Consider the following 24,695-nt stretch of genomic DNA (forward strand, 5'->3'; position numbering starts at 1 on the left):
AGCGAGACCGGCTTGCCGGCGATGAGGCCCGAACAGACGAAACAAGGAGGAGACAATGCGCTCATCGAAAGTGATTCATGTAGTCAGCTGCCACGCCGAAGGTGAAGTCGGCGACGTAATTGTCGGCGGCGTCGCACCACCGCCCGGCGCCACGGTCTGGGAACAATCACGCTGGATCGCCAGGGATGAAACCCTGCGCAACTTCGTGCTCAACGAGCCGCGTGGCGGGGTGTTCCGCCACGTCAACCTGCTGGTGCCGGCCAAGGACCCGCGGGCGCACATGGCCTGGATCATCATGGAACCGGCGGATACCCCGCCGATGTCCGGCTCCAATTCCCTGTGCGTGGCCACCGTGTTGCTCGACACCGGTATTGTGCCAATGACCGAACCGCAAACCCGGCTGGTGCTCGAAGCCCCCGGCGGCCTGATCGAAGCCGTGGCCGATTGCCGTGACGGCAAGGTCGAACGGGTGGAAATCAAAAACGTGCCGTCCTTCGCCGATCGCCTCGACGCGTGGATCGAAGTGGAAGGTGTCGGCTCCCTCAAAGTCGATACCGCCTATGGCGGTGACAGCTTTGTGATCGCCGATGCCAGGGAACTGGGTTTTTCAATCCGCCCCGATGAAGCCGCCGACCTGGTGGCGGTCGGGCTGAAAATCACCCGTGCCGCCAACGAGCAATTGGGCTTTGTGCATCCGTTGAACCCTGAGTGGTCACACATTTCCTTTTGCCAGATCGCCGCGCCCGTCGTCCACGAGAACGGCATTGCCACCGGCGCCAACGCGGTGGTGATTCAACCGGGCAAGATCGACCGCTCGCCGACCGGCACGGGTTGCTCGGCGCGCATGGCGGTGTTGCACGCCAAGGGTTTGATGCGCGTCGGCGAGCGCTTTATCGGTCGCTCGATCATCGGCTCCGAATTCCACTGTCGGATTGACTCACTGACCGAAGTGGCCGGACGCCCCGCTATCTACCCCTGCATTTCCGGCCGGGCCTGGATTACCGGCACCCATCAATTGCTGCTCGATCCGAACGATCCGTGGCCACAAGGCTATCGACTGTCAGACACCTGGCCCGGTGCCTGAACACTCTGAAGCACTGACCACCCCGACCGACGGCTGACAAAAACCCCACAAACCTGAAAAAAGCACTAGCCGAATTTTTTCATTTTAAATATCGTATACGAAATACAATAAACAACCCGGAGGCAACAATGAGCAAGCGAATTAACTGGAGTGGCGTCTTCCCCGCGGTGACCACTCAATTCAACGATGACTTCTCGATCAACCTGGATAAAACCCATCAGGTGATTTCCAACGTGATCCGCGACGGCGTGTCGGGCCTGGTGGTGTGCGGCTCGGTAGGCGAGAACACTTCGCTGACCGCTGAAGAAAAAATCGCCGTGACCGAAGTCGCGGTCGATGCCTCGCGCGGCCGTGTGCCAGTGATTTGCGGTGTGGCCGAATTCACCAGTGTGCAAGCGGCCAAGGTCGCTAACGCCGTGCGCAAGGTCGGTGTCGATGGCGTGATGCTGATGCCGGCGCTGGTCTACGGTTCCAAGCCGTTCGAAACGGCCGAGCATTACCGCTACGTGGCGAAAAACGCCGACGTGCCGTTGATGGTCTACAACAACCCGCCGATCTACAAAAACGACGTGACCCCGGACATCCTGATTGCCCTGGCCGACTGCGACAACGTGGTGTGCTTCAAGGATTCCTCTGGCGACACCCGCCGCTTCATCGACATCCGCAACGAAGTGGGTGACCGTTTTGTGTTGTTCGCCGGCCTCGACGATGTGGTGCTGGAAAGCCTCGCCGTGGGCGCTGAAGGCTGGGTGTCGGGCATGTCCAATGTGTTCCCGAAAGAAGGCGAAACCATCTTCCGCCTGGCCAAGGCCGGACGTTATGCCGAAGCCATGCCGATCTACGAATGGCTGATGCCGATCCTGCACCTCGACGCCCGTGCCGACCTGGTGCAGTGCATCAAGCTGTGCGAAGCCATCGCCGGTCGCGGCAGTGCGCTGACCCGTCCGCCACGCCTGGCCCTGCCGGAAGAAGATCGGGTCTTCGTCGAGCAGATCATGGCCAAGGCCCTGGCCAACCGTCCGCACTTGCCGGACGTCGGTCTCTGAGTGATTGCCGGGCGGGGTTTTGCGGCCCCGGCCCGGCTACCTGTTTTTGCGCCCCTACAGGAAACGCCAGCATGCCCAACGCTCAACACGCTCACCGCGCAACCACACCCTCTGGACTCAAGCGCGTCGTGGCCGCCGCCATGGCCGGCACAGTCGCCGAATGGTATGAATTCTTCCTTTATGGCACCGCGTCGGCACTGGTCTTCGGCCAGTTGTTCTTCCGCCAGACCGACAGTCCCATCGACGGCATCATCGCCGCTTTCGCCCTGTACGCCGTGGGCTTTCTCGCCCGTCCGTTGGGTGGCCTGGTGTTCGGTCACTACGGCGACAAGTACGGCCGCAAGCGCCTGCTGCAACTGAGCCTGGTGGTGGTCGGTATCACCACCTTCTTGATGGGTTGCCTGCCCGGCTTCAACCAGATCGGCTATGCCGCACCGGTGTTGCTGGTGCTGCTGCGGCTGATCCAGGGTTTCGCGTTTGGCGGCGAATGGGGCGGTGCAATTCTACTGGTGTCCGAGCATTGCCCGGACAATCGCCGAGGTTTCTGGGCCAGTTGGCCGCAAGCCGGTGTGCCGGCCGGTAACCTGGTGGCGACGGTTGCGCTGCTGCTGTTGTCGTCGAACCTGTCGGAGGAGCAATTCCTCGCCTGGGGCTGGCGCGTGGCGTTCTGGTTCTCGGCCTTCGTGGTACTGATCGGCTACTGGATTCGCACCAGCGTCGATGACGCGCCGATTTTCAAGGAAGCCCAGGCCCGTCAGGCGCAGACCAAGCAACAGCAACTGGGCGTGGTCGAAGTGCTGCGTCACCACTGGCGTTCGGTACTGGTCGGTATTGGCGCGCGGTTTGCCGAAAACATCCTCTACTACACCGTCGTGACGTTCTCGATTACCTATCTGAAACTGGTGGTGCACAAGGACACGTCCGAAATTCTGCTGCTGATGTTCGGCGCGCACCTGCTGCACTTCTTCATGATTCCGTTGATGGGTTATCTGTCTGACCTGGTGGGGCGCAAACCGGTGTACCTGACCGGCGCGATCCTCACGGCGTTCTGGGGTTTCATCGGTTTCCCGATGATGGACACCGGCAACAACTGGCTGATCATGGCGGCCATCACCCTGGGCCTGGCCATCGAGTCGATGACCTACGCGCCCTACTCGGCGCTGATGGCGGAAATGTTCCCGACTCACGTGCGCTACACCGCGTTGTCCCTGTGCTACCAGGTGGCGCCGATCTTCGCCGGCTCCCTCGCTCCGTTGATTGCGATCACCTTGCTCAACAAGTACCACAGCTCGACACCGATCGCGTTTTACCTGGTCGGCGCGTCGCTGATCTCTATCATCGCGGTCGGCTTGACCCGTGAGACACGTGGCAAGTCGTTGCACCTGGTGGACAGCGAATCTGCCGCGCGCATCGCCGCCCTCCACGATGCCGAACCAGTGACCGCACGCCGCAGCGATTCCTTGGCCTGACGCCGCAGACCTGTAGGAGCGAAGCTTGCTCGCGAAGACGATGTGTCAGCTGACATCTCTGTTGAATGTATTACCGCCTTCGCGAGCAAGCTTCGCTCCTACAGATCCAGTCCCCCACATTCCGACAGGAGCTTTCCATGCCCGAGATCATCGGCCACAACTACATCGGCGGTGCGCGCAGTGCTGCTGGCAAAATCACCGTGCGCAGCCACGACGCCACTACCGGTGAAGCGCTGCCCTACGCGTTCATGCAGGCCACCAACGAAGAAGTCGACGCCGCCGCCCAGGCCGCCGCAGCCGCCTACCCGACCTTTCGCACGTTGTCGGCTATACGCCGCGCGGAATTTCTCGAAGCCATCGCCACGCAACTGGAGGCACTGGACGATGATTTCATCGCTCTGGTGACCCGCGAGACGGCGCTGCCGAACGGACGGATTCTAGGTGAACGCACGCGCACCAGCAGCCAGATGCGCCTGTTTGCGCAAGTCCTGCGCCGTGGCGATTTTTATGCGGCACGCATCGACCGGGCCCTGCCCGAGCGTCAGCCACTGCCACGAGCTGATTTGCGCCAATACCGGATCGGCGTCGGCCCGGTCGCGGTGTTCGGTGCGAGCAATTTCCCGCTGGCATTCTCAACCGCCGGTGGCGATACCGCTGCCGCCCTGGCCGCCGGTTGTCCGGTGGTGTTCAAGGCCCACAGCGGGCATATGGCGACGGCCGAACTCGTGGCCGACGCAATCATCCGTGCCGCCGAGCAGACTGACATGCCCAAGGGTGTGTTCAACATGATCTACGGTTCTGGCGTGGGCGAAACCCTGGTCAAACATCCGGCGATTCAGGCGGTCGGTTTCACGGGGTCACTCAAGGGTGGCCGCGCGCTGTGCGACATGGCCGCGGCACGAGCGCAGCCGATTCCCGTGTTCGCCGAAATGAGCAGCATCAATCCCGTGCTGGTATTGCCCGAAGCACTGCAAATGCGGGGCGAGAAAATTGCCAACGAACTCGCCGCCTCCGTGGTGCTCGGCTGTGGCCAGTTCTGCACAAACCCGGGACTGGTGATCGGTATTCGCTCGCCAGCGTTCAGCGCCTTCACCCAATCGCTGAGCGCCGTGATGGCGGGGCAACCGGGGCAGACCATGCTCAACTTCGGCACGCTCGACAGCTACGCCAACGGTGTGCAGGCGTTGCACGCGCACCCGAACATCACTCACCTGGCCGGTCGCGATCAACAGGGCACACAGGCGCAGCCGCAACTGTTCAAGGCTGACGTGAGTCTGTTGTTCGATGGCGACCCGCTGTTGCAAGAAGAAGTGTTCGGTCCGGCGACAGTGTTGGTGGAAGTGGCCGACAAAGCCGAACTGCAACGGGCACTTCAGCACTTGCACGGGCAACTCACGGCCACGCTGATTGCTGAAGCCGGCGACCTGCAAAATCACCCCGGGCTGTTACCGCTGCTGGAGCAAAAAGTTGGCCGGGTGTTGTTCAACGGTTACCCGACCGGCGTCGAAGTCTGCGATGCGATGGTGCATGGCGGGCCTTATCCGGCCACCTCAGATGCGCGCGGCACCTCGGTCGGCAGCCTCGCCATCGAGCGTTTCCTGCGCCCTGTGTGCTATCAGAACTGTCCCGACGCGCTTCTGCCCGACCCGCTGAAAAATGCCAACCCGCTGGGCATCGCTCGCCTGGTCGATGGCAGCAGTCAACGCACGCCCCTGTAAAAAAAGCGCCACCGGTTTACCGGTGGCGCACGCTCTCACTCATCCCAGCAGCGCTTTCAGATCGTTGTACAACGCCTCGGGAATCTCGACGCCCTCCACCAGGCTACGCGCTCGCGCCTCATAGCGCCGTTGCGAGGGCAACCGTGCGCCCTGCCCTTCAATACTCTCAAACAAGACCTCGGCACGGGCCAGATGCTGCTCGGTGGCTTCACCGAGAAAACGTCGTGGATCAAGGGCAATGATCAACTCGCCGTGGTACGGCGACGACTTGCTGCCGGCGTCGTAAGCCAGTGACTCGGCGCTGGTCAGATCACCAATCAGCGGTCCGGCGATCAGCTCCACCATGGCCGCCAGCGCCGAGCCTTTATGCCCACCGAACGTCAGCATCGCGCCCGCATCGAGCACCACGTTGGCATCGGTGCTGGGCTGGCCCTGCGCGTCCACACCCCAACCCTCGGGAAGCGCTTTGCCGGCGCGCCGGTGCAACTCGATATCGCCACGGGCAATCGCGCTGGTGGCGAAGTCGAACACAAACGGATCCTTGCCCGAGCGTGGCCAGCCGAACGCAATGGGATTGGTGCCAAACACTGGCTGGCTGCCGCCCGCGGGCGCCACCCAGGCATGGCTGGGATTGCAGGCCAATGCCACGAGGCCGGCCGCCGTCAGTTGCTCGATCTCAACCCACAGCGCAGAGAAATGCACGCAGCGATTGATTGCCAGCGCAGCGATACCGTTTGCCCGGGCTTTCTGCGCCAACAACGGCAGCCCCGCCTGGAACGCCAATTGTGAAAAACCACCCGCCGCGTCCACGCGCACGATCGAAGGCGCTTGATCGATGACCTGCGGCTCGGCATCGGCCGCCACTTTGCCTGCCCTGAGTGAGTTGACGCAGCCCAGGATCCGATACAAACCATGGGAGGCGCAGCCATCGCGCTCGCCGGCAATCACTGTGGCTGTCACCGCCTGAGCGTGGGCAAGGTTGAAACCGTTGTGCAGCAAGATCGATTCGGCCAGCTCGCGAGCTTCGGCCAGGGACAGACGGATCATAATCACCTCCTTGAACAGACCGTCCAGCCTGACCCGTTCCAGCCGTCACGGCTTGATCGCTTTAGGCCGACGCCATGACGAATTCGGCACATATGGATCATTGCGATGCGTCTTTGCATTGGTTCGGCATCGTCGGCCATCATTCGCTGCAAAACCGCAAAAAAATCAAAAAAACCGCCCCTCAACGCGTTGTTTTACCGTAGCCTCGTCCCCCATCCTGAACGCCAATCTTGAACCCTGCACACGGCCACTAACTGTTTTCCCATGCGCAAACTTCTGTACCTGACTTTCTCCATGGCATTGATTGCCGCCCTGACGACCTACGCCATGTGGGCCGCGGATCGTCCGGCGGGTCATTACCTGTCGGACTTGCGCATCGATCTCGCCATCGATCAGGGAACGCCTGCCGATCGTGGCAACCTGCTGGGTATCCAGCCCGAACTGTTTCCCACCGACTACCAAAGCACCGAACGCTTGCACCGCAAACTCGCGGCCTATTTGCAGAAAGCCCAGGAACAGGGGCTGCTGAATGAAAAAACCATCGTGGTGCTGCCCGAACATGTCGGCACCTGGCTGATGGTCAGCGGCGAGAAAGACGAGTTGTATCAAGCCACCACGCTCAAGGAAGCCATGAACTGGCTGGCGGTGAGCAACCCGTTGAAGTTCATCCGCGCGCTGATCGGCGCCAAGGGTGACAACCGCCTCGACGATGCGCACCTGCGCATGAAAGCCAAGAGCATGGCCAAGGATTACCAGGCCCTGTTTGGTGGGCTGGCAAAGGAATTTCACGTGACGCTCGTGGCGGGCTCCATCGTGCTGCCCGAGCCGAGCATCATCGACGGCACGCTGAAAATCGGTCGCGGTGCGCTGTACAACAGCAGCGTGGTGTTCGGCCGCGACGGGCTGCCGATTGGCCAGCCACAACGCCAGATGCACCCGATCGTCGATGAAAGCGATGTGATCCAGGCCAATGGCGAACACACGCTCAATGTCGTCGACACCCCGGCCGGACGCCTGGGTGTGTTGATCGGCAGCGACAGCTGGTACCCGGACAACTACCGCCAACTCGACGATCAGGGCGCGCAACTGGTCGCGGTCCCGGCGTTCGTCATCGGTCGCGGCGCCTGGGACAAGCCATGGCGCGGCTACAAGGGTCTGTCGGCGCCCGATTCCGTCAGCCTCAAGGCTGGCGAACTGAGCGAGGGTCAAGCCTGGCACCGCCTGACGCTGACCGCTCAACCGCCCGCCAGCCAGGCCATCGCCGGCATGAGCGTATTCCTGCGCGGGCAGTTCTGGGATCAGGGCAGCGCCGGGCAAAGTTTTCTCAGCAGCAACGGGCAGCATTTCGCCGGTGGAAACTTCCGTGGCGCGCGTTTGCTGAACCTTTGGTTGTAAACCATGAAACCGTTGCCGATGCGTCTGGGCGATCTGTCGGTGGGCTTTGTTCATAGCCTGGCCGACGCGGTGCGCAGTCACGGCATTGATCCCCAGCCCCTGCTCGACCAGTATGGCCTGGACCCCGCCCGGCTTGGCGAAGCCTGCGCCCGGCTGTCGATCCCGCGCTACATGCGCCTGGGCCACGGCGCCATCCAACTGACCGCCGACCCGGCACTGGGTTTACGCATGGGCCAACTCAGTCGCCTGAGCCAGGCCGGCCTCGCCGGGGTTACCGCCGCGCAGGCACCGACAGTACGCGAAGCGGCGCGCTGTCTGATTCGCTTCGAAGCCTTGTACGGCTCCAACTATCGCGGTCAATCGAGTTTCCACGAAGATGCCCAAGGCGCGTGGCTGCGGTTCTATTCCATCAGCCCTTACAACGCCTATAACCGCTTCGTGGTGGATTCGATCATCGCCGGCTGGTTGCAACAATTGTCCAGCGTCAGCCCTGTTCCCCTGAGCGCTGAGCGCATCGAGATCGAGTTCGACGAGCCGGATTACCGGGACGCTTATGCGGTGCTGGGCGATTGCCCGATCCAGTTTGGCGCCGAGCAGAACCAACTGCGCCTGAGTCTGGCCAGCCTCGCTCAGCGCAACCCGCTGCACTGCCCGAGTACGTGGCGACACCTGCTGCAATTGTGTGAACGGGAACTGGAACAACTGACACGCACCCGCAGCCTGCGTGAACGCATCATTCAGTTACTGGGGCCGTTGCTCAATGGTGGCCGGGAACCCGACCTGGAAGAAGTGGCGGCACGCCTGAAGCTGCCTACCTGGACCTTGCGCCGCAAACTCACCGAGGAAGGCACGCAGTTTCGTGCAATTCTCAACGACACTCGTCGCGACCTGGCCATGACCTACATTCGTGACACCGAACTGGCGTTCGGTGAAATCGCCTACCTGCTGGGCTTTGCCTCAGCCGAAGCGTTTCAACGTGCTTTCAAACGCTGGAGCGGTCAGACACCCGGCGAGTTTCGCCGCAGTCACCGCCAGTCGGCCTGACGCTTACAGCTCGGTAGCGTCTTCAGCCGGTTCCAGCGGGTCCAGTTCAAAGGCCTGGAACTCGAGCAGCTCTTCTTGATAATCGTCCATTTTGAATCCCCCATCGCTCGTTGAAAAAACGCTTGAATAAATGACCTGCACCTTGAGCATAAAGTGCCCGCGTGAAAGAAAAATGACGCAGGCACGACACTCCGTCGCTACTGAATAAAACGTAGCAGGTGGTCAGGAATTTATCACAGGATTTTTCGATGCAGGCCATCGGAATGTGGCCTGGGTTGACGCGGATCAAACTTGAACACGATTCCGGGATCGACAGGCTGCGAGCCGATCCCGGAACGTCAGTCACCGATTATTGGCTGGTCACAGGCATGGCAGGAATCGGTTCGCTCGGAGGAGGCAAATTCGACTGCGCCGGTGGCGTGACATTTTCCGTCGACGGTGCCACCGATTCAGCGTTCTCGACCGGTGCAACCGGTGCAGGCTCAGGTGGCGGTGCAACCGGTTCCGCAGCAGGTGCCGGCGCAGGCTCGGCTGCCGGAGCTGGAGCTGGAGCTGATTGAGCGGCAGAGGCCGGCTCAGGCGCCGGTGCGGCCTTGGCTTCAGGCACGCCCAGATCGGTTTTCGGCTTTTCGACGATGTGCGCGGCTTTTTTTGCTTCCGGCGGCAGGAACAACTCCACCAGGGCGAAGAAACGCTCGTAGAACTTAGCCGACGAGACGGTTTCGCTGGCGACCTTGACCATCGAGTCGTCGGACGAGCCGATCGGCATCGATACCGAACCCAACACACCGACACCGAGGCTCGCGGAGTTGTTGGTCTTCTTCAGCGCATAGCGATCCTGCAAGGCGTTGGCGAACATGGTCGCGTGATGGCCTTCGCTGCCATCATCGGCACAGACCACACTGAAGCTGATCTCCATGTGGGTCTCGCCGGTCTGCTGGAAGCTCTTGTGACCACTGATCAGCTTCGGGTCGTTGCTGGTGATGATGTAACCCTGGCTGAGCAACGCGCGACGGGCGGCTTCGCAGGATTGCGCATCGGTGACCGGGTAATTGCGCGAAAAGGTTCCGGAGTCGTCGAAGTTCTCATGCTCATAGATCGGGGCTTTTTTCGAAGAGCAACCGGCCGCGACGGCCAGCACCAACGCCAGCCCGACAACCCGCACGGGAAATGATTTAAACATTGAGCATCCTGAGAAAAACGGTCCGGGGCGTATTGTGCAACAGATCGATGCTTAGCGTCGCATCGATTAGTGTCTTGAAACAGTTACAAGTGTAATGACTGCCATTTACAGGAAAAAGTCGCCCGGAAAAACCTCAGCCGACGGACAGCCCCTGCCCGCTTTTTCTGTGCCCACAAAAAACCCCGGCGGTTTGGCCGGGGTCTTTGTGTCGCGGGAAACTCAGTCAGGCATCAGAAACGCTTGATGTCCGCTTCGGCTTCCAACTGCTTGCGGTAGGCCGCAAAGTCTTGCTGGCCAATACGCGAGGCGAGGAAGCGACGGTATTGAGCCTTCTCTTCGTCGGTCGGCGCAGCGGCTTCGTTGACGCCGTTCAGACGCACGATCACCAGGCTACCATCGGCCAGGGTCACGCTGCTGAAGGTCGGTTTGTCTTTGGCAACCGGCTTCGGCATGCGGAACAACGCTTGCAGCACAGTCGGGTCGATCCCTTCCTGAGCGCGATTCGCCGCAGCGGTGACTTTCCAGCTCTGACCATCAATCGCCTTGTCCAGCGGCGTCTTGCCCTCGCGCAGGCCGGCAATCAGCTCATCAGCCTTGGTCTTGGCGGCAGCACTGGCGTGCTCCTTGGCCAATTGCCCGCGGATGGCGGCAGAGACGCTTTCCAGCGGCAGTTGCGCAGGCTTCAGGTGTTCCTTGGCACGCAACACGATCACGGTTTCCGGATCGAGTTCGATGGCGGTGCTGTTGGCACCCTCATCCAGCACTTCAGGACTGAACGCGGCAGCGATCACCGCACGGTTGGCTGCAACGCCGTCGCCACCTTCCCGGCCGAACGGCTTGGAGGTGTGAACGGTCAGTTTCAGGTCCTGTGCCGGCTGGGCCAGATCGGAAGATTCGAACGACGAGTCTTCCAGTTGCTTGGTCGCCTCGACGAAACGCTGCTCGACCTGCTGGGTTTTCAGCTCGCGGGTCAGCTTGTCTTTCAGGCTGGCGAGGGTCGGAACTTCCGGCGCCTCGACACCCAACAGCTTGATCAGGTGGAAGCCGAAATCAGTACGAACCGGGGCCGAAACCTGGTCCTTGGCCAACGCATACAGCGCGGTTTCGAACGCTGGATCGTAGACGCCAGGGCCTGCGTAACCGAGGTCACCACCGTTGTTCGCCGAACCTGGATCCTGGGAGAACTCCTTGGCCAGGGCCTCGAACTTCTCGCCTTTGGCCAGACGGGCCTGAACTTCTTCGATCTTGGCCTTGGCTTGCGCCTCGGTCACCTTGCCGTTCACTTCGATCAGAATGTGCGCCGCCCGACGTTGCTCGGACAGGTTGGCGATTTCTTTCTGATACGCCGCTTGCAGGTCTTCGTCTTTCACCGCGACCTGATCAAAGAAGGAAGACTTCTTCAACTCGAGGTAATCGATGATCACCTGATCCGGCGTCATGAATTCCTTGGCGTGTTCGTCGTAGTAGGCCTTGACCTCATCGTCGGTCAGCTTCACAGCCGCCGGGTCAGCCTTGACGTTCAGGGTAGCGAAGTCGCGGGTCTGTTTTTCCAGACGGGCGAAGGCCAGCACCTGTGCGTCGGTGACGAAACCGCTACCAGCCAGGCCAGCGCGCAGTTGGCCGATCAGCATTTCCTGAGCCAGCATCTGGCGGAATTGCATGCGGCTGTAGCCGAGCTGACGAATAACCTGATCGAAACGCTCGGAGCTGAACTTGCCGTCCACCTGGAACTCAGGGGTTTGCAGGATCACTTGGTCCAAAGCCGCTTCGGAAAAAGCGAATTTCGAGTTTTCTGCGCCTTGCAGCAGCAGCTTGCGGTCGATCAAGCCTTTGAGGGCCGATTCGCGCAGCATTTTTTCGTCGAGCAAGGAAGCATCGAAATCCTTGCCCAGCTGTTGCATGAGTTGACGGCGTTGCATATCGACCGCCTGGCTCAGCTCGTTCTGGCTGATTTCTTCGCCGTTGACCTTGGCCGCATCGTTACGATGGGTGGTGGCCTGAAAAATGGCGTCGAAACCGGTCAAAGCCATCAGTGCAACGATGACCCCGATAATGGTCTTGGCAATCCAGCCTTGTGAATTGTCCCTGATATTCTGCAGCATGCGTCCCCCAGAAACGGTTGAACTTCAAAATTAGGCAACCGTGGAGCGTGGGTAGAATCCGGATAGAAGAAAGGCGCATCCGAGGATGCGCCTTCTCGTAACTGGCGGAGCGGACCAAGGGTTCGAACTTGCGACCCTCGGTGTCTCGGACCGGCAACTTGCCGACTGGACTACCGCTCCGCTGCCAGGTCAGGCATGACCCCGACCCGGATAGGCAAAAACCTGAATCGAACTTAGTTGACAGCTTCTTTCAGTGCTTTACCGGCTTTGAAACCTGGTTTTTTGGCTGCTGCGATTTCCAGTGTCTTACCGGTCTGTGGGTTACGACCAATGCGAGCTGGACGATCAGTCACGGAGAAAGTACCGAAACCAACCAGAACAACAGAGTCGCCAGCCTTGAGAGCGCCAGTGACGGATTCGATTACAGCGTCCAGCGCACGGCCAGCAGCAGCTTTCGGGATATCAGCGGATGCAGCGATAGCATCAATCAGTTCCGACTTGTTCACTCTAAGTCCCCTTATATCTATTTGAGTATGATTCTAAGTTTTTTGGTGAAAGCAAAAACGAGTGCTGAATGGCCTACAGACACTTAAGAGCCGCTTTATAACAAGGGCTCTAAAAAGCTGTCAACAAGCCCTCCAGGCAAATGCGTACTAATGCGTGCTAATTCTTTCCTTAGAGTCAGACTCGCGTTTTTCATCCTTTGCAACTATCTCCGGAGCTACATCGGGCAAGGGCTCCGGCGCGTATTGCAGCGCAATTTGCAGGACCTCGTCAATCCATTTAACCGGTTTAATCTGCAGATCTTGCTTGATATTGTCAGGAATTTCCTTCAGATCGCGTACGTTCTCTTCAGGAATGATCACCGTCTTGATCCCGCCACGGTGGGCAGCAAGCAGTTTTTCTTTCAGACCGCCAATCGCCAGCACTTGACCGCGCAAGGTGATTTCACCCGTCATGGCCACGTCAGCGCGCACCGGGATCCCGGTCAACGCCGACACCAGGGCCGTGCACATGCCTACACCGGCGCTAGGGCCGTCCTTCGGGGTCGCCCCTTCCGGCATATGGATGTGCGTGTCACGCTTCTCGTGGAAGTCCAGGGGAATGCCCAGGCTCTTCGCGCGGCTGCGGACAACGGTCAAGGCAGCGGTGATCGATTCGACCATCACGTCACCCAGCGAACCGGTCTTGATCAACTGGCCTTTGCCCGGTACGACAGCGGCTTCGATGGTCAGCAATTCGCCGCCCACCTGAGTCCATGCCAGGCCGGTCACCTGACCGATCTGATCCTGCGATTCAGCCAGGCCGTAGCGGAATTTACGCACGCCCAGGAAGTGCTCCAGCATGTCGGCAGTGACCTTCACCGAGAAGCGTTTTTCCAGTGCATGCTCTTTGACCGCCTTGCGGCAAACCTTGGCAATCTGGCGCTCCAGCCCACGTACACCGGCTTCGCGGGTGTAGTAGCGGATGATGTCGCGGATCGCTTCGGCGTCGAATTCCAGCTCGCCTTTCTTCAAACCGTTGGCAGTAATCTGCTTCGGCGAAAGGTACTTGACGGCGATGTTGATTTTCTCGTCTTCGGTGTAACCCGGCAGACGAATCACTTCCATCCGGTCGAGCAGCGCCGGCGGAATATTCATCGAGTTCGAGGTGCACAGGAACATCACATCGGACAGGTCGTAATCGACTTCCAGATAGTGATCGTTGAAGTTGTGGTTCTGCTCCGGATCGAGCACTTCCAGCAACGCCGATGCTGGATCGCCACGCATGTCGCTGCCCATTTTGTCGATTTCATCGAGCAGGAACAGCGGGTTGCGGACGCCCACTTTTGTCATCTTTTGAATCAATCTACCTGGCATCGAACCGATATAAGTCCGGCGATGACCACGAATTTCCGCTTCATCGCGTACACCGCCGAGGGCCATGCGCACGAATTTACGGTTGGTGGCGTGAGCAATCGACTCCGCCAGCGAGGTTTTACCCACACCAGGAGGACCGACAAGGCACAACACCGGGCCACGAATCTTCTTCACGCGTTTTTGCACGGCGAGGTATTCGAGGATGCGTTCTTTGACTTCTTCCAGACCGTAGTGGTCGGCGTCGAGGATGTCTTCTGCACGCGCCAGGTCCAGACGCACTTTGCTCTGAGCCTTCCACGGCACCTGAACCAGCCAGTCGATGTACGAACGCACCACGGTCGCTTCCGCGGACATTGGCGACATTTGCTTCAGCTTGTTCAGTTCGGCCTGGGCCTTGGCCAAGGCGTCTTTCGGCAGGCCGGCGGCATCGATGCGCTTTTTCAGCTCTTCGATTTCGTTGTGGCCTTCATCGCTGTCGCCGAGTTCTTTCTGAATGGCCTTCATCTGCTCATTCAGGTAGTACTCGCGCTGGCTGCGCTCCATTTGTTTTTTGACGCGACCGCGAATGCGTTTTTCGACTTGCAGCAGATCGATCTCGGCATCCAGCAACGCCAGGACGTGCTCGACCCGGGCCGACAAATCGATGATTTCGAGAATTTCCTGCTTCTGCTCGATCTTCAGGGCCATGTGCGCGGCCATGGTATCGACCAGGCGGCCTGGCTCGTCGATGCTGTTGAGCGACGACAGGACTTCAGCGGGGACTTTCTTGCCCAGCTGCACATATTGTTCGAACTGAGCCAGCAAGCTGCGGACAAACACTTCCGACTCGCGCTCAGGCGCATCGACTTCATCGATCAAGGAGACTTCGGCACGGCAGTGGCCGTCCACTTCGCTGAAGCGCTCCACGGCGCCGCGCTGCTCACCTTCGACCAGAACCTTGACCGTGCCGTCAGGCAACTTGAGCAACTGCAGAACGGTAGCGATCGTACCTACGCGATAAAGTGCTTCTTCACCGGGATCGTCGTCAGCAGGGTTTCTCTGGGCCAGCAGAAGGATCTGCTTGTCGCCCGTCATCGCTGCCTCGAGGGCTTCGATGGATTTCTCGCGCCCCACGAACAGCGGGATAACCATGTGCGGATAAACCACAACATCACGCAATGGCAGGAGAGGCAATTCGATGGTTGTCTTCATGATTTCGCCTCTACGGCGGCCATAAGGCCGTAAACAGATGGAAGTAAGCTTGAAACCAAGATGGGGGCTGCCTTGAAAAAAAACAAGCGCAAAGAGGACGTTAAAAATGCTTTAAAAGAAAAGGGGCCCGAAGGCCCCTTCTTTATTCCAGCTGCGTGACGCTTAAGCGTCTGGCGCAGCCTTGGCAGCCGGCTCACTGTTTTCGTAGATATACAGTGGCTTGGACTTGCCTTCTATAACGCTTTCATCGATCACTACTTTACTCACCTCGGACTGCGAGGGGATCTCATACATAGTGTCGAGCAATACACCTTCGAGAATCGAGCGCAGTCCACGGGCACCGGTCTTGCGTTCCAGGGCACGTTTGGCGACCGATTTGAGTGCGTCGGCCCGGAATTCCAGGTCCACGCCTTCCATCTCGAACAGCTTGGCATACTGTTTGGTCAGAGCATTTTTCGGCTCGGTAAGGATCTGCATCAATGCAGCCTCATCAAGCTCGTCCAGCGTGGCAAGAACCGGCAGACGACCGACGAATTCCGGGATCAGACCGAACTTGACCAGATCGTCAGGCTCGACTTCACGCAGGGATTCACCGACTTTCTTGCCTTCTTCCTTGCTGCGCACTTCTGCGTTGAAACCGATGCCGCCCTTGGTGGAACGGTTTTGAATAACCTTTTCCAGACCAGAGAATGCGCCGCCGCAGATGAACAGGATGTTACGGGTGTCAACCTGAAGGAATTCCTGCTGCGGATGCTTGCGACCACCTTGAGGCGGAACGGAAGCGACCGTACCTTCGATCAGCTTGAGCAGGGCCTGCTGCACGCCTTCACCGGAAACGTCCCGGGTGATCGACGGGTTGTCAGACTTGCGCGAGATCTTGTCGATCTCATCGATGTAGACAATGCCCATCTGGGCTTTTTCTACGTCGTAATCGCACTTCTGCAGCAGCTTCTGAATGATGTTCTCGACATCTTCACCCACATAACCCGCCTCGGTGAGGGTGGTTGCGTCGGCGATGGTGAACGGAACGTTCAACAAGCGGGCCAGTGTTTCGGCAAGCAGGGTTTTACCCGAGCCTGTCGGGCCGATCAGCAAGATGTTGCTCTTGCCGAGTTCGACGTCGTCATTCTTTTTGTCACGCTGGTTCAGGCGTTTGTAGTGGTTGTACACCGCTACAGCCAGAACCTTTTTTGCACGCTCCTGACCAATCACGTACTGATCAAGGATGCCGCTGATTTCTTTAGGCGAAGGCAATTTATGCGCGCTGCTTTCCGCCTGGGCTTCCTGCACCTCCTCTCGGATGATGTCATTGCACAGGTCGACGCACTCGTCGCAGATAAAGACCGAGGGGCCGGCAATCAATTTGCGCACTTCATGCTGGCTTTTGCCACAGAAGGAGCAATAGAGCAGCTTGCCGTTGTCCTCGCCGTTGCGGGTGTCAGTCATTCGTTCGATCCAAATCCGATAGGCTTGCAACACAAGATGAAGGCTATTGCGGGCTTTTTCAAGCCCGCTGGTGATCGGACCAGCCGACCCGCCTTATTTTGAGCTGCTTATATTAAGCGGGGCGCTGGGTGATCACTTCATCGATCAACCCGTATTCACGCGCGGCTTCTGCACTCATGAAATTGTCGCGGTTGGTATCGCGCTCGATCTCTTCAAGCGTGCGCCCGCTGTGCTTGGCCATCAGCGTGTTGAGACGCTCACGAATGAAGAGGATTTCCTTGGCATGGATTTCGATATCCGAAGCCTGCCCCTGGAAACCGCCCAGTGGCTGGTGAATCATCACGCGTGAGTTCGGCAGGCAGTAACGCTTGCCAGGAGCACCGGCGGTCAGCAGGAATGCGCCCATGCTGCAGGCCTGACCGATACAGGTGGTCGACACGTTAGGCTTGATGAACTGCATGGTGTCGTAGATCGACATGCCCGCCGTCACCGAACCGCCCGGGGAGTTGATATAGAGATGGATGTCCTTGTCCGGGTTTTCCGCTTCAAGGAACAGCAGCTGCGCACAAATCAGGTTGGCCATGTAGTCCTCTACCGGACCCACCAGAAAGATCACCCGCTCCTTGAGAAGACGCGAGTAAATGTCGTAGGCGCGCTCGCCACGAGCAGACTGCTCGACAACCATCGGGACCAGGCCGCCTGCGGCCTGGATATCAGAGTTCTGCTGAATATACGAATTACGGAACATGCTCTGCAGTCACTCCCAAATAGTTATGTCTTGAATACGCATAAGCCAGCACGAAGGCTGGCTTATGGTGTGTGCTTCTTACCGCAGAAAAGATCAGTCGGCTTGTGGAGCTTCTACCGGCTTGACCGCTTCTTCGTAAGAGACCGATTTGTCGGTCACGCTAGCTTTCTGCAGAACAGTATCCACAACTTGCTCTTCCAGCACAACCGAACGGACTTCGTTCAGTTGCTGCTCGTTCTTGTAGTACCAGGACACAACCTGCTCAGGCTCTTGATAGGCCGAAGCCATTTCCTGGATCATTTCGCGAACGCGGGCTTCGTCAGGCTTGAGGTCGAATTGCTTGACCACTTCAGCCACGATCAGACCCAGAACAACGCGACGCTTGGCTTGCTCTTCGAACAGCTCGGCCGGCAGTTGATCAGGCTTGATGTTGCCGCCGAACTGCTGAACAGCCTGCACGCGCAGACGGTCAACTTCGTTGGACAGCAGAGCCTTTGGCACTTCGATCGGGTTGGTGGCCAGCAGACCGTCCATTACCTGATTCTTGACCTTGGATTTGATTGCCTGACGCAGCTCACGCTCCATGTTCTTGCGAACTTCGGCGCGGAAGCCTTCCAGACCGGTTTCCTTGATGCCGAATTGAGCGAAGAACTCTTCGTTCAGCTCAGGCAGTTTTGGCTCGGAAACAGTGTTCACAGTCACGGTGAACTCAGCGGTTTTGCCCGCCAGGTCCAGGTTCTGATAGTCAGCTGGGAAGGTCAGGTTCAGAACGCGCTCTTCGCCGGCTTTAGCGCCAACCAGACCGTCTTCGAAACCCGGGATCATGCGGCCGGAACCCAGAACCAGCTGAGTGCCTTTGGCGGAACCGCCAGCGAACACTTCACCGTCAACCTTGCCGACGAAATCGATGTTCAGTTGGTCGTCGTTCTGAGCGGCGCGATCGGCCACTTCGAAACGGGTGTTCTGCTTGCGCAGCACGTCCAGCATTTTGTCCAGATCGGCGTCAGCCACGTCAGCGCTCAGGCGCTCAACGGTGATGCCTTCGAAACCGGCAACGGTGAACTCAGGGAACACTTCGAAAATCGCGACGTATTCCAGGTCTTTGCCAGCTTCCAGGGATTTCGGCTCGATCGAAGGAGCGCCAGCCGGGTTCAGCTTTTGCTCAACTACGGCTTCGTAGAAAGAGGACTGGATGACGTCGCCGACAGCTTCCTGACGTGCATCAGCACCAAAACGGCGCTTGATTTCGCTCATCGGCACTTTGCCTGGACGGAAACCAGCGATCTTGGCCTTTTGGGCGGTCTGCTGCAGACGCTTGTTGACCTGAGTCTCGATGCGCTCAGCCGGCACGGTGATGCTCATGCGGCGCTCAAGAGCAGAAGTATTTTCAACAGAAACTTGCATGGATATTCCTCGTTGCACAGACGTTGGCCGGCCGTTTCCGACCCCAGAATCAAGGGCATGCATTCTAGTAGGTCAAACTCAAGAAGTCACCCTACTGAAAACGGGTAACAACGCAGCAGGCAATTTATAGGTGCGAATGCATGAATGCATCTCGCCCCGGTGGCAAATACAGCCAATCATGCCAGGGCTCTGCGCCAACCCTTCTATATATAGAAGCGATTGCCAGGCATCCCCCTGACAGCCGATCTCGCGAGCAAGACCGGCGAGCAGCACGGCATCATCGAGAAACAAAAATACGACGAAACGCCCTGCGCCTGCGACCCAGAACCTGCGGTCGCGAAACACTCAAACCACTAAAACAAAAAAGGCGCCAGACTGTTAAATCTGGCGCCTTTCGGAATATGGGGTGGACGATGGGGATCGAACCCACGACAACGGGAGTCACAATCCCGTGCTCTACCAACTGAGCTACGCCCACCATATTGCGTAACAAAGAAGCCAAACAACTTCTTCGTTGAGCTCCAGCCAGGCCAGCGGCCTGAATGAAGCTTTATTTGGTGCGGATGAAGAGACTCGAACTCTTACGCCTCGCGGCGCTGGAACCTAAATCCAGTGTGTCTACCAATTCCACCACATCCGCATGTAGCCGTTAAAGCAAAGGCGCCAGACTGTTAATCTGGCGCCTTTCGAAATATGGGGTGGACGATGGGGATCGAACCCACGACAACGGGAGTCACAATCCCGTGCTCTACCAACTGAGCTACGCCCACCATATCGCGTTACTTGTGCCAAAGCTGCCTAATGGCGCACCCGGCAGGACTCGAACCTGCGACCATCCGCTTAGAAGGCGGATGCTCTATCCAGCTGAGCTACGGGCGCCTTGTTAATCTGTACCCTTGAAGGACTACAAACTAAGTGCTTTCCAGCCTTGCAGAATCGTAATTCCGCTCGACCTTCTTAACCAGTGCTAGGCTGTGCCCGACAAGTGCGACGAATAGTATAGAGCCCCCCGTAGGGCGTCAAATCCTTTTTAAAAAAAATTCATTTAATTAAAGGGGTTAGAGGAATTTGCAGACCAAGCGCCTTTGCCCTCACCTCATGACATGCGAGAATGCGTTCTCTTTTTTTCCCCTCTCGATGGTTAATCACGCGCAATGACTGCACAACTAATCGACGGCAAATCGATCGCCGCCAGCCTGCGCCAGCAGATCGCCAAACGCGTCACCGAGCGTCGCCAGCAAGGCCTGCGCACTCCCGGTCTCGCGGTGATCCTGGTCGGCAGCGATCCTGCCTCTCAGGTTTATGTCTCGCACAAGCGTAAAGACTGTGAAGAGGTCGGCTTCATTTCCCAAGCCTACGACCTGCCTTCCGAAACCACTCAAGAAGCGCTGACCGCCCTGATCGATCGCCTGAACGACGACCCGGCAATCGACGGCGTTCTGCTTCAACTTCCGCTGCCTGAACACCTGGACGCGTCCAAATTGCTGGAACGCATTCGTCCGGACAAAGACGTCGACGGCTTCCATCCTTATAACGTCGGTCGTCTGGCCCAGCGCATTCCACTGCTGCGCCCTTGCACGCCCAAAGGGATCATGACCCTGCTGGAAAGCACCGGGGCCGATCTTTACGGGATGGACGCAGTGGTCGTCGGTGCTTCCAACATTGTCGGGCGACCGATGGCGATGGAATTGCTGCTGGCCGGTTGCACCGTGACCGTCACTCACCGCTTCACCAAGGATCTGGCTGGCCACGTCGGTCGCGCCGATCTGGTGGTGGTCGCCGCCGGCAAGCCGGGCCTGGTCAAGGGTGAATGGATCAAGGAAGGCGCGATCGTGATCGACGTCGGCATCAACCGTCAGGAAGACGGCAAACTGGTCGGCGACGTGATCTATGAAACCGCCCTGCCCCGCGCTGGCTGGATCACTCCAGTACCGGGCGGCGTCGGCCCGATGACCCGCGCCTGCCTGCTGGAAAACACGCTGTACGCAGCGGAAACACTGCACAGCTGAGTGTTCGATTTGTGTTAATCGAAAAAAGGAACCCCGCCAATGGCGGGGTTTTTTTGCCTGCAATCCTGCGCACGGCAATCCGTCTATCCCCCCAGAGTTTTACGCCTCTGGCGAAATCCTCAAGGGCCCGGCGATTCCGATTCAAGCACCTTGGTTTTATCCGTCGAGTCACTCATCTGATCGAAGAGCCGATTTTTTATGACCACGGCACAAATCACCATATACAGCATGAAGACCGGCTGTCGAAGCATGAAATGCGCACCAGAAAAAACCATCAAAACGAAGAGCAGTGTTATTGAAAAGGGATCACGAGCCTTGATCGCGCCGATCACCAACCAAAGGTACAAGACACCAAAGAGTACAACGCCTACGACACCCACTTGCGTAAGCAAGTCAAACAACAAGTTATGCGCCTCGAATCGTTTGCTCGGTGTATCCAGATAAGAAAATGCGCCAGGTCCATGGCCAAACACCGGCGACAACTTCCACACTTCGAACGCATGAATCCACAAGGTTTTACGCACGCCGCCCTTGTTTGGATCCAGCCCGATACCAAACGTGGAGTCTGACCTGCCAAACGCGAAAGGCGCTCGAGAGCCCTCCCCGACCGAACCGCTCGCCCCCACAAATTTCGATACATCTATCCTGAGCGCCTCGAGAATTTGCACGCCTGGCCCATCAAATAAAAACTTGAAAAAAGCAAACGCGAGCACAAACGCCGCGATCATTGTCGCAAAAAACCTCCAATTGATATTTTTCAGCCAGCACCAGGACAACAAAGTCAGCAACGGGATTCCGATACACCAGGCAAGGAGTAGCGCATCGCTTCTGACGCAAAATCCCAAAAAGAAAAAAGCCAGAGAAACGCAAACTTCTTGAAAAATCGCCATCCTTGCCAATGAGTACGCTGAGAAATAGCCGCCAGCCAGATCGGCACCGGGAGTAAAAACAGGGCGAGCTGGTTAGGATTCATTGACCATGCGGCCACGCGAGAGGGGTAATACTGAGTATTGATCTCCAAGAGATCGGAGATCGAAACGCTGCCAATCAGAAAAACCAATAAAGGAATGGATAGCAACAGAATGGGGATGGTAACGATCGCCCTGATAAATCGCTGGAACTCGAACGCGCTCAAATCGCTGACGTAAGTCAGCACCAGCAGCGTGAAACAGGCCGCGTAGACATAAGCAACTCCGGTGTGTATCGATCCTTCACCACGCACGGAGCCCGTGAAGTAGCCGATGAGCGCCGTGACAATGAAGGCCGCCCAAAACAGCATGAGAGGATGCTTCAATTTCTGCAGAAAACCACTTCGCCGAACCAGGGCAAACGCTGCGATGAAAACCATCACCTCCGCAATCCCCACTGGCAGACCCGGAAGGCGAAGCATGGTTGATACCGACAAAAAAGCGACCAGCGCCGCTACGACCGGAAGTACACTTTTTTTATGCATATAGGGGGATCCCGGACACCAACGATCTGTTAACCAGACGGAAATGGGTCCAGCGCCCAAGTGCAGTAGCCTTTGCGCCAACCGCCTGATCACTCTCAACTTTTGCCAGGTCATTGAAACCGAATGTTTCATTGTTGACCGGTACATCAGCGTGCAGCGTGGCTGGATTGTAGGCAGCATGGAGCGGCAGGTCGGCTGTATCCGCCCAGCGGCTTAATCTATCGACGGCCGGTCAGATTCCACACGCAGGGAGGGGCTGAGGGGTACAAAATGGGTACAGCATTAAATATCTTTCACTTTCCGCCCTTTGTTTGCGGGCACCTATGGCTTTCCTGGCACATACTTCTAAAATGCGTCGTTTTTAAAGAAACAACCCGTTACAAAACGGCTAATCCACACTTTATGAGTCTGCCAGCGTGAAAATCCCCCTTTCCATCCTGAGCCTATTTTTTGCACTTACAGGGACGTTCATCACGCCAGCGGTCAATGCTGCTGAAACCACCGCGGCACCTCGAGATACGAAACAACTCAAGCTGGCTTCCGGCAGCTCTTTGCTGCTGGATATGCAGACCAACAAAGTCATCTATGCCAGCAACCCCGATGTGGTTGTCCCTATCGCCTCCGTCAGCAAATTGATGACGGGTCTTGTCGTGGTCGAAGCCAGGCAGAACATGGACGAGTACATCAATATCAACATCAGCGATACGCCAGAAATGAAAGGCGTGTTTTCCCGGGTGAAACTCAAAAGCGAATTGCCGCGCAGGGAAATGCTGCTGATCGCCCTAATGTCCTCGGAAAACCGCGCAGCCGCGAGCCTGGCCCACCACTATCCGGGCGGCTATGTCGCATTCATTGCCGCGATGAACGCCAAGGCCAAGGCGTTGGGCATGACCAGCACCCACTTCGTCGAACCGACTGGCCTCTCCCCTCGTAACGTCTCTACCGCACGTGACCTGAGCAAATTGCTGATCGCGGCGCACAAGTACCCGTTATTGACCGAGTTGAGCACCACCAAGGAAAAAACCGTCTCGTTCCGCAAGCCCAATTACAGCTTGGGTTTTCGCAACACCGACCATCTGGTCGGCAAGCCGAACTGGGACATCAAGTTGACCAAAACCGGTTTCACCAACGAAGCGGGTCACTGCTTGGTGTTGGTGACCAGCATGGGTAATCGTCCGGTGGCGCTGGTGATTCTCGATGCGTTCGGCAAGTACACGCACTTCGCCGATGCCAGTCGTATTCGCAACTGGGTCGAGACCGGCAAGGGCGCCAATGTTCCGTCTGAGGCCTTGCAGTACAAATCGGAGAAGAACCTCAAGCACCGTCAGAGTGGTGTGGTTGAGGCTTCGAAGTAGTTGGGGATATATCCGTTTCATCGGTAACGGCGGCTGATGGTTTCGCCCTTACGGCGAGTCACTTGGAAAAGCCCCAAGTAACCAAGGGCTCTTGCCCCTTTCGTTCGGTGCCTCGCCTAGGCTCGGCATGCCCTCGCTCCGGTCCTGCTCCGTGGGCCCGCCGCCATCGGCCATCCATGGCCGGGGGCGGCTAACCCGGCATCCATGCCGGGTTGCCCACTGCGCAGAACCTGCGCTCGGCCTCTCGAGGGGGCGCTCAGATCAAAAGCGGAAGGCGAGCTAACGCTCGGCCTGATGAGTGGTGGAAATCAAAAGCGTATGCGATTTCCTGTAGGAGCCGGCTTGCCGGCGAAAAGCGTTTGAACAACGCGTTCATTCAGACAGCCCGCGTTATCGTTGGCGTCCATCGCCAGCAAGCTGACTCCTACAATTTTGAATCGTGTGAACCCAATCCCTTGTAGGAGCCGGCTTGCTGGCGATAGCGTCCGTCCAGTCAATAAATGCGTCGACTGACCCACCGCTATCGCCAGCAAGCCGGCTCCTACAGGGGAATGTGCAAACATCCAAAACTGGTGCGGCCATCACAATGCGGGAGTGTGCACACGACTGAAGAGCCAGGTCGGCTTTCAGGCCGCCTCGGCGGCTGTGGCGGTAGTCGCCCCCTCGAGAGGCCGAGTTGAGGTTCTGCGCAGTGGGCAACCCGGCATGGATGCCGGGTTAGCCGCCCCCGGCCATGGATGGCCGATGGCGGCGGGCCCACGGAGCAGGACCGGAGCGAGGGCATGCCGAGCCTTAGCGAGGCACCGAACGAAAGGGGCAAAAGCGCTTGGTTACTTGGCGCTTCTCCAAGTGACTCGCCGTAAGGGCGAAACCAATAGCCGCCGTTACCGCAATAACGGATATACCCCCAATCCACCGAACGCCAAACCGAAAACCTCAATCATTCGGCAACGGCATCTGGTCATCATCCGGAATACCATCCCCCGCACTCGGATCCCTTGGCCTCACCACCGGCCTGACCAACGGATCACGCATCGGACTGTCCGGATCCATCACAGGATCAATATCATCCTCCACAGTGGTTGGAACACTGTCCGGACGCTTGTCGTCAAAACTCGAATCAGTAGACATACGCACCTCAC

At 58.1% G+C, this 24,695-nt stretch carries 20 protein-coding genes and 5 tRNA genes; 8 read left to right on the plus strand and 17 right to left on the minus strand.

The window, feature by feature from the left end:
* Positions 1–55: 55 nt before the first annotated feature.
* The 4 genes from K5R88_RS11265 to K5R88_RS11280 all read left to right on the plus strand — a co-directional run bounded on the left by K5R88_RS11265 (position 56) and on the right by K5R88_RS11280 (position 5,317).
* The gene (locus K5R88_RS11265) at positions 56–1,084 is read left to right on the plus strand and encodes a trans-3-hydroxy-L-proline dehydratase (protein ID WP_008024643.1); all 1,029 of its coding nucleotides are present in this window, start codon (positions 56–58) and stop codon (positions 1,082–1,084) included.
* A gap of 128 nt (positions 1,085–1,212) precedes the next feature.
* A complete protein-coding gene (locus tag K5R88_RS11270) occupies positions 1,213–2,130 on the plus strand; it encodes a dihydrodipicolinate synthase family protein (protein ID WP_008024642.1) in 918 nt (305 codons plus the stop codon).
* Between the two features lie 71 nt (positions 2,131–2,201).
* Entirely contained in the window at positions 2,202–3,599 is a 1,398-nt protein-coding gene (gene abaF / locus K5R88_RS11275) for a fosfomycin efflux MFS transporter AbaF (RefSeq protein ID WP_008042632.1), read from the plus strand.
* 137 nt (positions 3,600–3,736) lie between these two features.
* Positions 3,737–5,317 carry an aldehyde dehydrogenase (NADP(+)) gene (locus tag K5R88_RS11280; RefSeq protein ID WP_226299963.1) on the plus strand — a complete coding sequence of 527 codons (1,581 nt, stop codon included), beginning with the start codon at positions 3,737–3,739 and terminating at the stop codon, positions 5,315–5,317.
* 39 nt (positions 5,318–5,356) lie between these two features.
* Here K5R88_RS11280 and K5R88_RS11285 read toward each other — a convergent pair whose 3' ends face one another.
* Positions 5,357–6,364 carry an Ldh family oxidoreductase gene (locus K5R88_RS11285; protein WP_008024639.1) on the minus strand — a complete coding sequence of 336 codons (1,008 nt, stop codon included), beginning with the start codon at positions 6,362–6,364 and terminating at the stop codon, positions 5,357–5,359.
* A 264-nt stretch (positions 6,365–6,628) separates the two neighbouring features.
* Here K5R88_RS11285 and K5R88_RS11290 point away from each other — a divergent pair, with 264 nt between their 5' ends.
* Both K5R88_RS11290 and K5R88_RS11295 read left to right on the plus strand, forming a co-directional pair.
* Positions 6,629–7,759, plus strand: a complete 1,131-nt coding sequence (locus K5R88_RS11290) for a carbon-nitrogen hydrolase family protein (RefSeq protein WP_226299964.1) — start codon at positions 6,629–6,631, stop codon at positions 7,757–7,759.
* 3 nt (positions 7,760–7,762) lie between these two features.
* On the plus strand, positions 7,763–8,803 hold the full coding sequence (locus tag K5R88_RS11295; protein WP_008042651.1) for an AraC family transcriptional regulator: 1,041 nt from the start codon (positions 7,763–7,765) through the stop codon (positions 8,801–8,803).
* Between the two features lie 3 nt (positions 8,804–8,806).
* Here the strand turns inward: K5R88_RS11295 and K5R88_RS11300 are convergent, their stop codons facing one another.
* From K5R88_RS11300 to K5R88_RS11360, 13 genes are all read right to left on the minus strand, one after another.
* Complete coding sequence (locus K5R88_RS11300) at positions 8,807–8,953, minus strand: hypothetical protein (protein ID WP_192419911.1); 147 nt, start codon at positions 8,951–8,953, stop codon at positions 8,807–8,809.
* A 199-nt stretch (positions 8,954–9,152) separates the two neighbouring features.
* Positions 9,153–9,986 (minus strand): DUF2242 domain-containing protein, encoded by an 834-nt coding sequence (locus K5R88_RS11305; RefSeq protein WP_226299965.1) that lies wholly within the window; start codon positions 9,984–9,986, stop codon positions 9,153–9,155.
* A gap of 230 nt (positions 9,987–10,216) precedes the next feature.
* Positions 10,217–12,088, minus strand: a complete 1,872-nt coding sequence (locus K5R88_RS11310; protein WP_226299966.1) for a SurA N-terminal domain-containing protein — start codon at positions 12,086–12,088, stop codon at positions 10,217–10,219.
* A 102-nt stretch (positions 12,089–12,190) separates the two neighbouring features.
* Positions 12,191–12,268 (minus strand) — tRNA-Leu (locus K5R88_RS11315).
* Positions 12,269–12,321: 53 nt separating this feature from the next.
* Complete coding sequence (locus tag K5R88_RS11320) at positions 12,322–12,594, minus strand: HU family DNA-binding protein (RefSeq protein ID WP_002552737.1); 273 nt, start codon at positions 12,592–12,594, stop codon at positions 12,322–12,324.
* A gap of 147 nt (positions 12,595–12,741) precedes the next feature.
* Positions 12,742–15,138 (minus strand): endopeptidase La, encoded by a 2,397-nt coding sequence (gene lon, locus K5R88_RS11325; RefSeq protein ID WP_008034103.1) that lies wholly within the window; start codon positions 15,136–15,138, stop codon positions 12,742–12,744.
* Positions 15,139–15,300: 162 nt separating this feature from the next.
* Positions 15,301–16,584 carry an ATP-dependent Clp protease ATP-binding subunit ClpX gene (gene clpX, locus K5R88_RS11330; protein ID WP_007946893.1) on the minus strand — a complete coding sequence of 428 codons (1,284 nt, stop codon included), beginning with the start codon at positions 16,582–16,584 and terminating at the stop codon, positions 15,301–15,303.
* 112 nt (positions 16,585–16,696) lie between these two features.
* Positions 16,697–17,332: an ATP-dependent Clp endopeptidase proteolytic subunit ClpP gene (gene clpP / locus K5R88_RS11335; RefSeq protein ID WP_008034105.1), complete on the minus strand. Its 636-nt coding sequence runs from the start codon at positions 17,330–17,332 to the stop codon at positions 16,697–16,699.
* 93 nt (positions 17,333–17,425) lie between these two features.
* Positions 17,426–18,736 carry a trigger factor gene (gene tig, locus K5R88_RS11340; RefSeq protein ID WP_032832734.1) on the minus strand — a complete coding sequence of 437 codons (1,311 nt, stop codon included), beginning with the start codon at positions 18,734–18,736 and terminating at the stop codon, positions 17,426–17,428.
* A gap of 402 nt (positions 18,737–19,138) precedes the next feature.
* Positions 19,139–19,214, minus strand: a tRNA-His gene (locus tag K5R88_RS11345).
* A 77-nt stretch (positions 19,215–19,291) separates the two neighbouring features.
* Positions 19,292–19,376, minus strand: a tRNA-Leu gene (locus K5R88_RS11350).
* A 54-nt stretch (positions 19,377–19,430) separates the two neighbouring features.
* Positions 19,431–19,506 (minus strand) — tRNA-His (locus K5R88_RS11355).
* 32 nt (positions 19,507–19,538) lie between these two features.
* Positions 19,539–19,615, minus strand: a tRNA-Arg gene (locus K5R88_RS11360).
* A 275-nt stretch (positions 19,616–19,890) separates the two neighbouring features.
* On the opposite strand from K5R88_RS11360, the gene folD reads away from it, so the two are divergent.
* Complete coding sequence (folD, locus tag K5R88_RS11365; RefSeq protein WP_008034109.1) at positions 19,891–20,745, plus strand: bifunctional methylenetetrahydrofolate dehydrogenase/methenyltetrahydrofolate cyclohydrolase FolD; 855 nt, start codon at positions 19,891–19,893, stop codon at positions 20,743–20,745.
* A gap of 119 nt (positions 20,746–20,864) precedes the next feature.
* Here folD and K5R88_RS11370 read toward each other — a convergent pair whose 3' ends face one another.
* Together K5R88_RS11370 and K5R88_RS11375 are read right to left on the minus strand one after the other, a co-directional pair.
* Complete coding sequence (locus tag K5R88_RS11370) at positions 20,865–21,635, minus strand: O-antigen ligase family protein (RefSeq protein WP_226299967.1); 771 nt, start codon at positions 21,633–21,635, stop codon at positions 20,865–20,867.
* Entirely contained in the window at positions 21,527–22,198 is a 672-nt protein-coding gene (locus K5R88_RS11375) for a hypothetical protein (RefSeq protein WP_226299968.1), read from the minus strand. Before K5R88_RS11375 ends, K5R88_RS11370 begins: the two co-directional genes overlap by 109 nt.
* 416 nt (positions 22,199–22,614) lie before the next feature.
* Between K5R88_RS11375 and pbpG the strand changes: the two genes are divergently transcribed.
* On the plus strand, positions 22,615–23,553 hold the full coding sequence (pbpG, locus tag K5R88_RS11380) for a D-alanyl-D-alanine endopeptidase (RefSeq protein ID WP_223451030.1): 939 nt from the start codon (positions 22,615–22,617) through the stop codon (positions 23,551–23,553).
* 936 nt (positions 23,554–24,489) lie between these two features.
* On the opposite strand, the gene K5R88_RS11385 is transcribed toward pbpG, so the two are convergent.
* Complete coding sequence (locus K5R88_RS11385; RefSeq protein WP_207285961.1) at positions 24,490–24,684, minus strand: hypothetical protein; 195 nt, start codon at positions 24,682–24,684, stop codon at positions 24,490–24,492.
* Positions 24,685–24,695 lie beyond the last annotated feature (11 nt).

The sequence above is a fragment of the Pseudomonas sp. MM213 genome, from assembly GCF_020423045.1.
Lineage (GTDB): Bacteria > Pseudomonadota > Gammaproteobacteria > Pseudomonadales > Pseudomonadaceae > Aquipseudomonas > Aquipseudomonas migulae.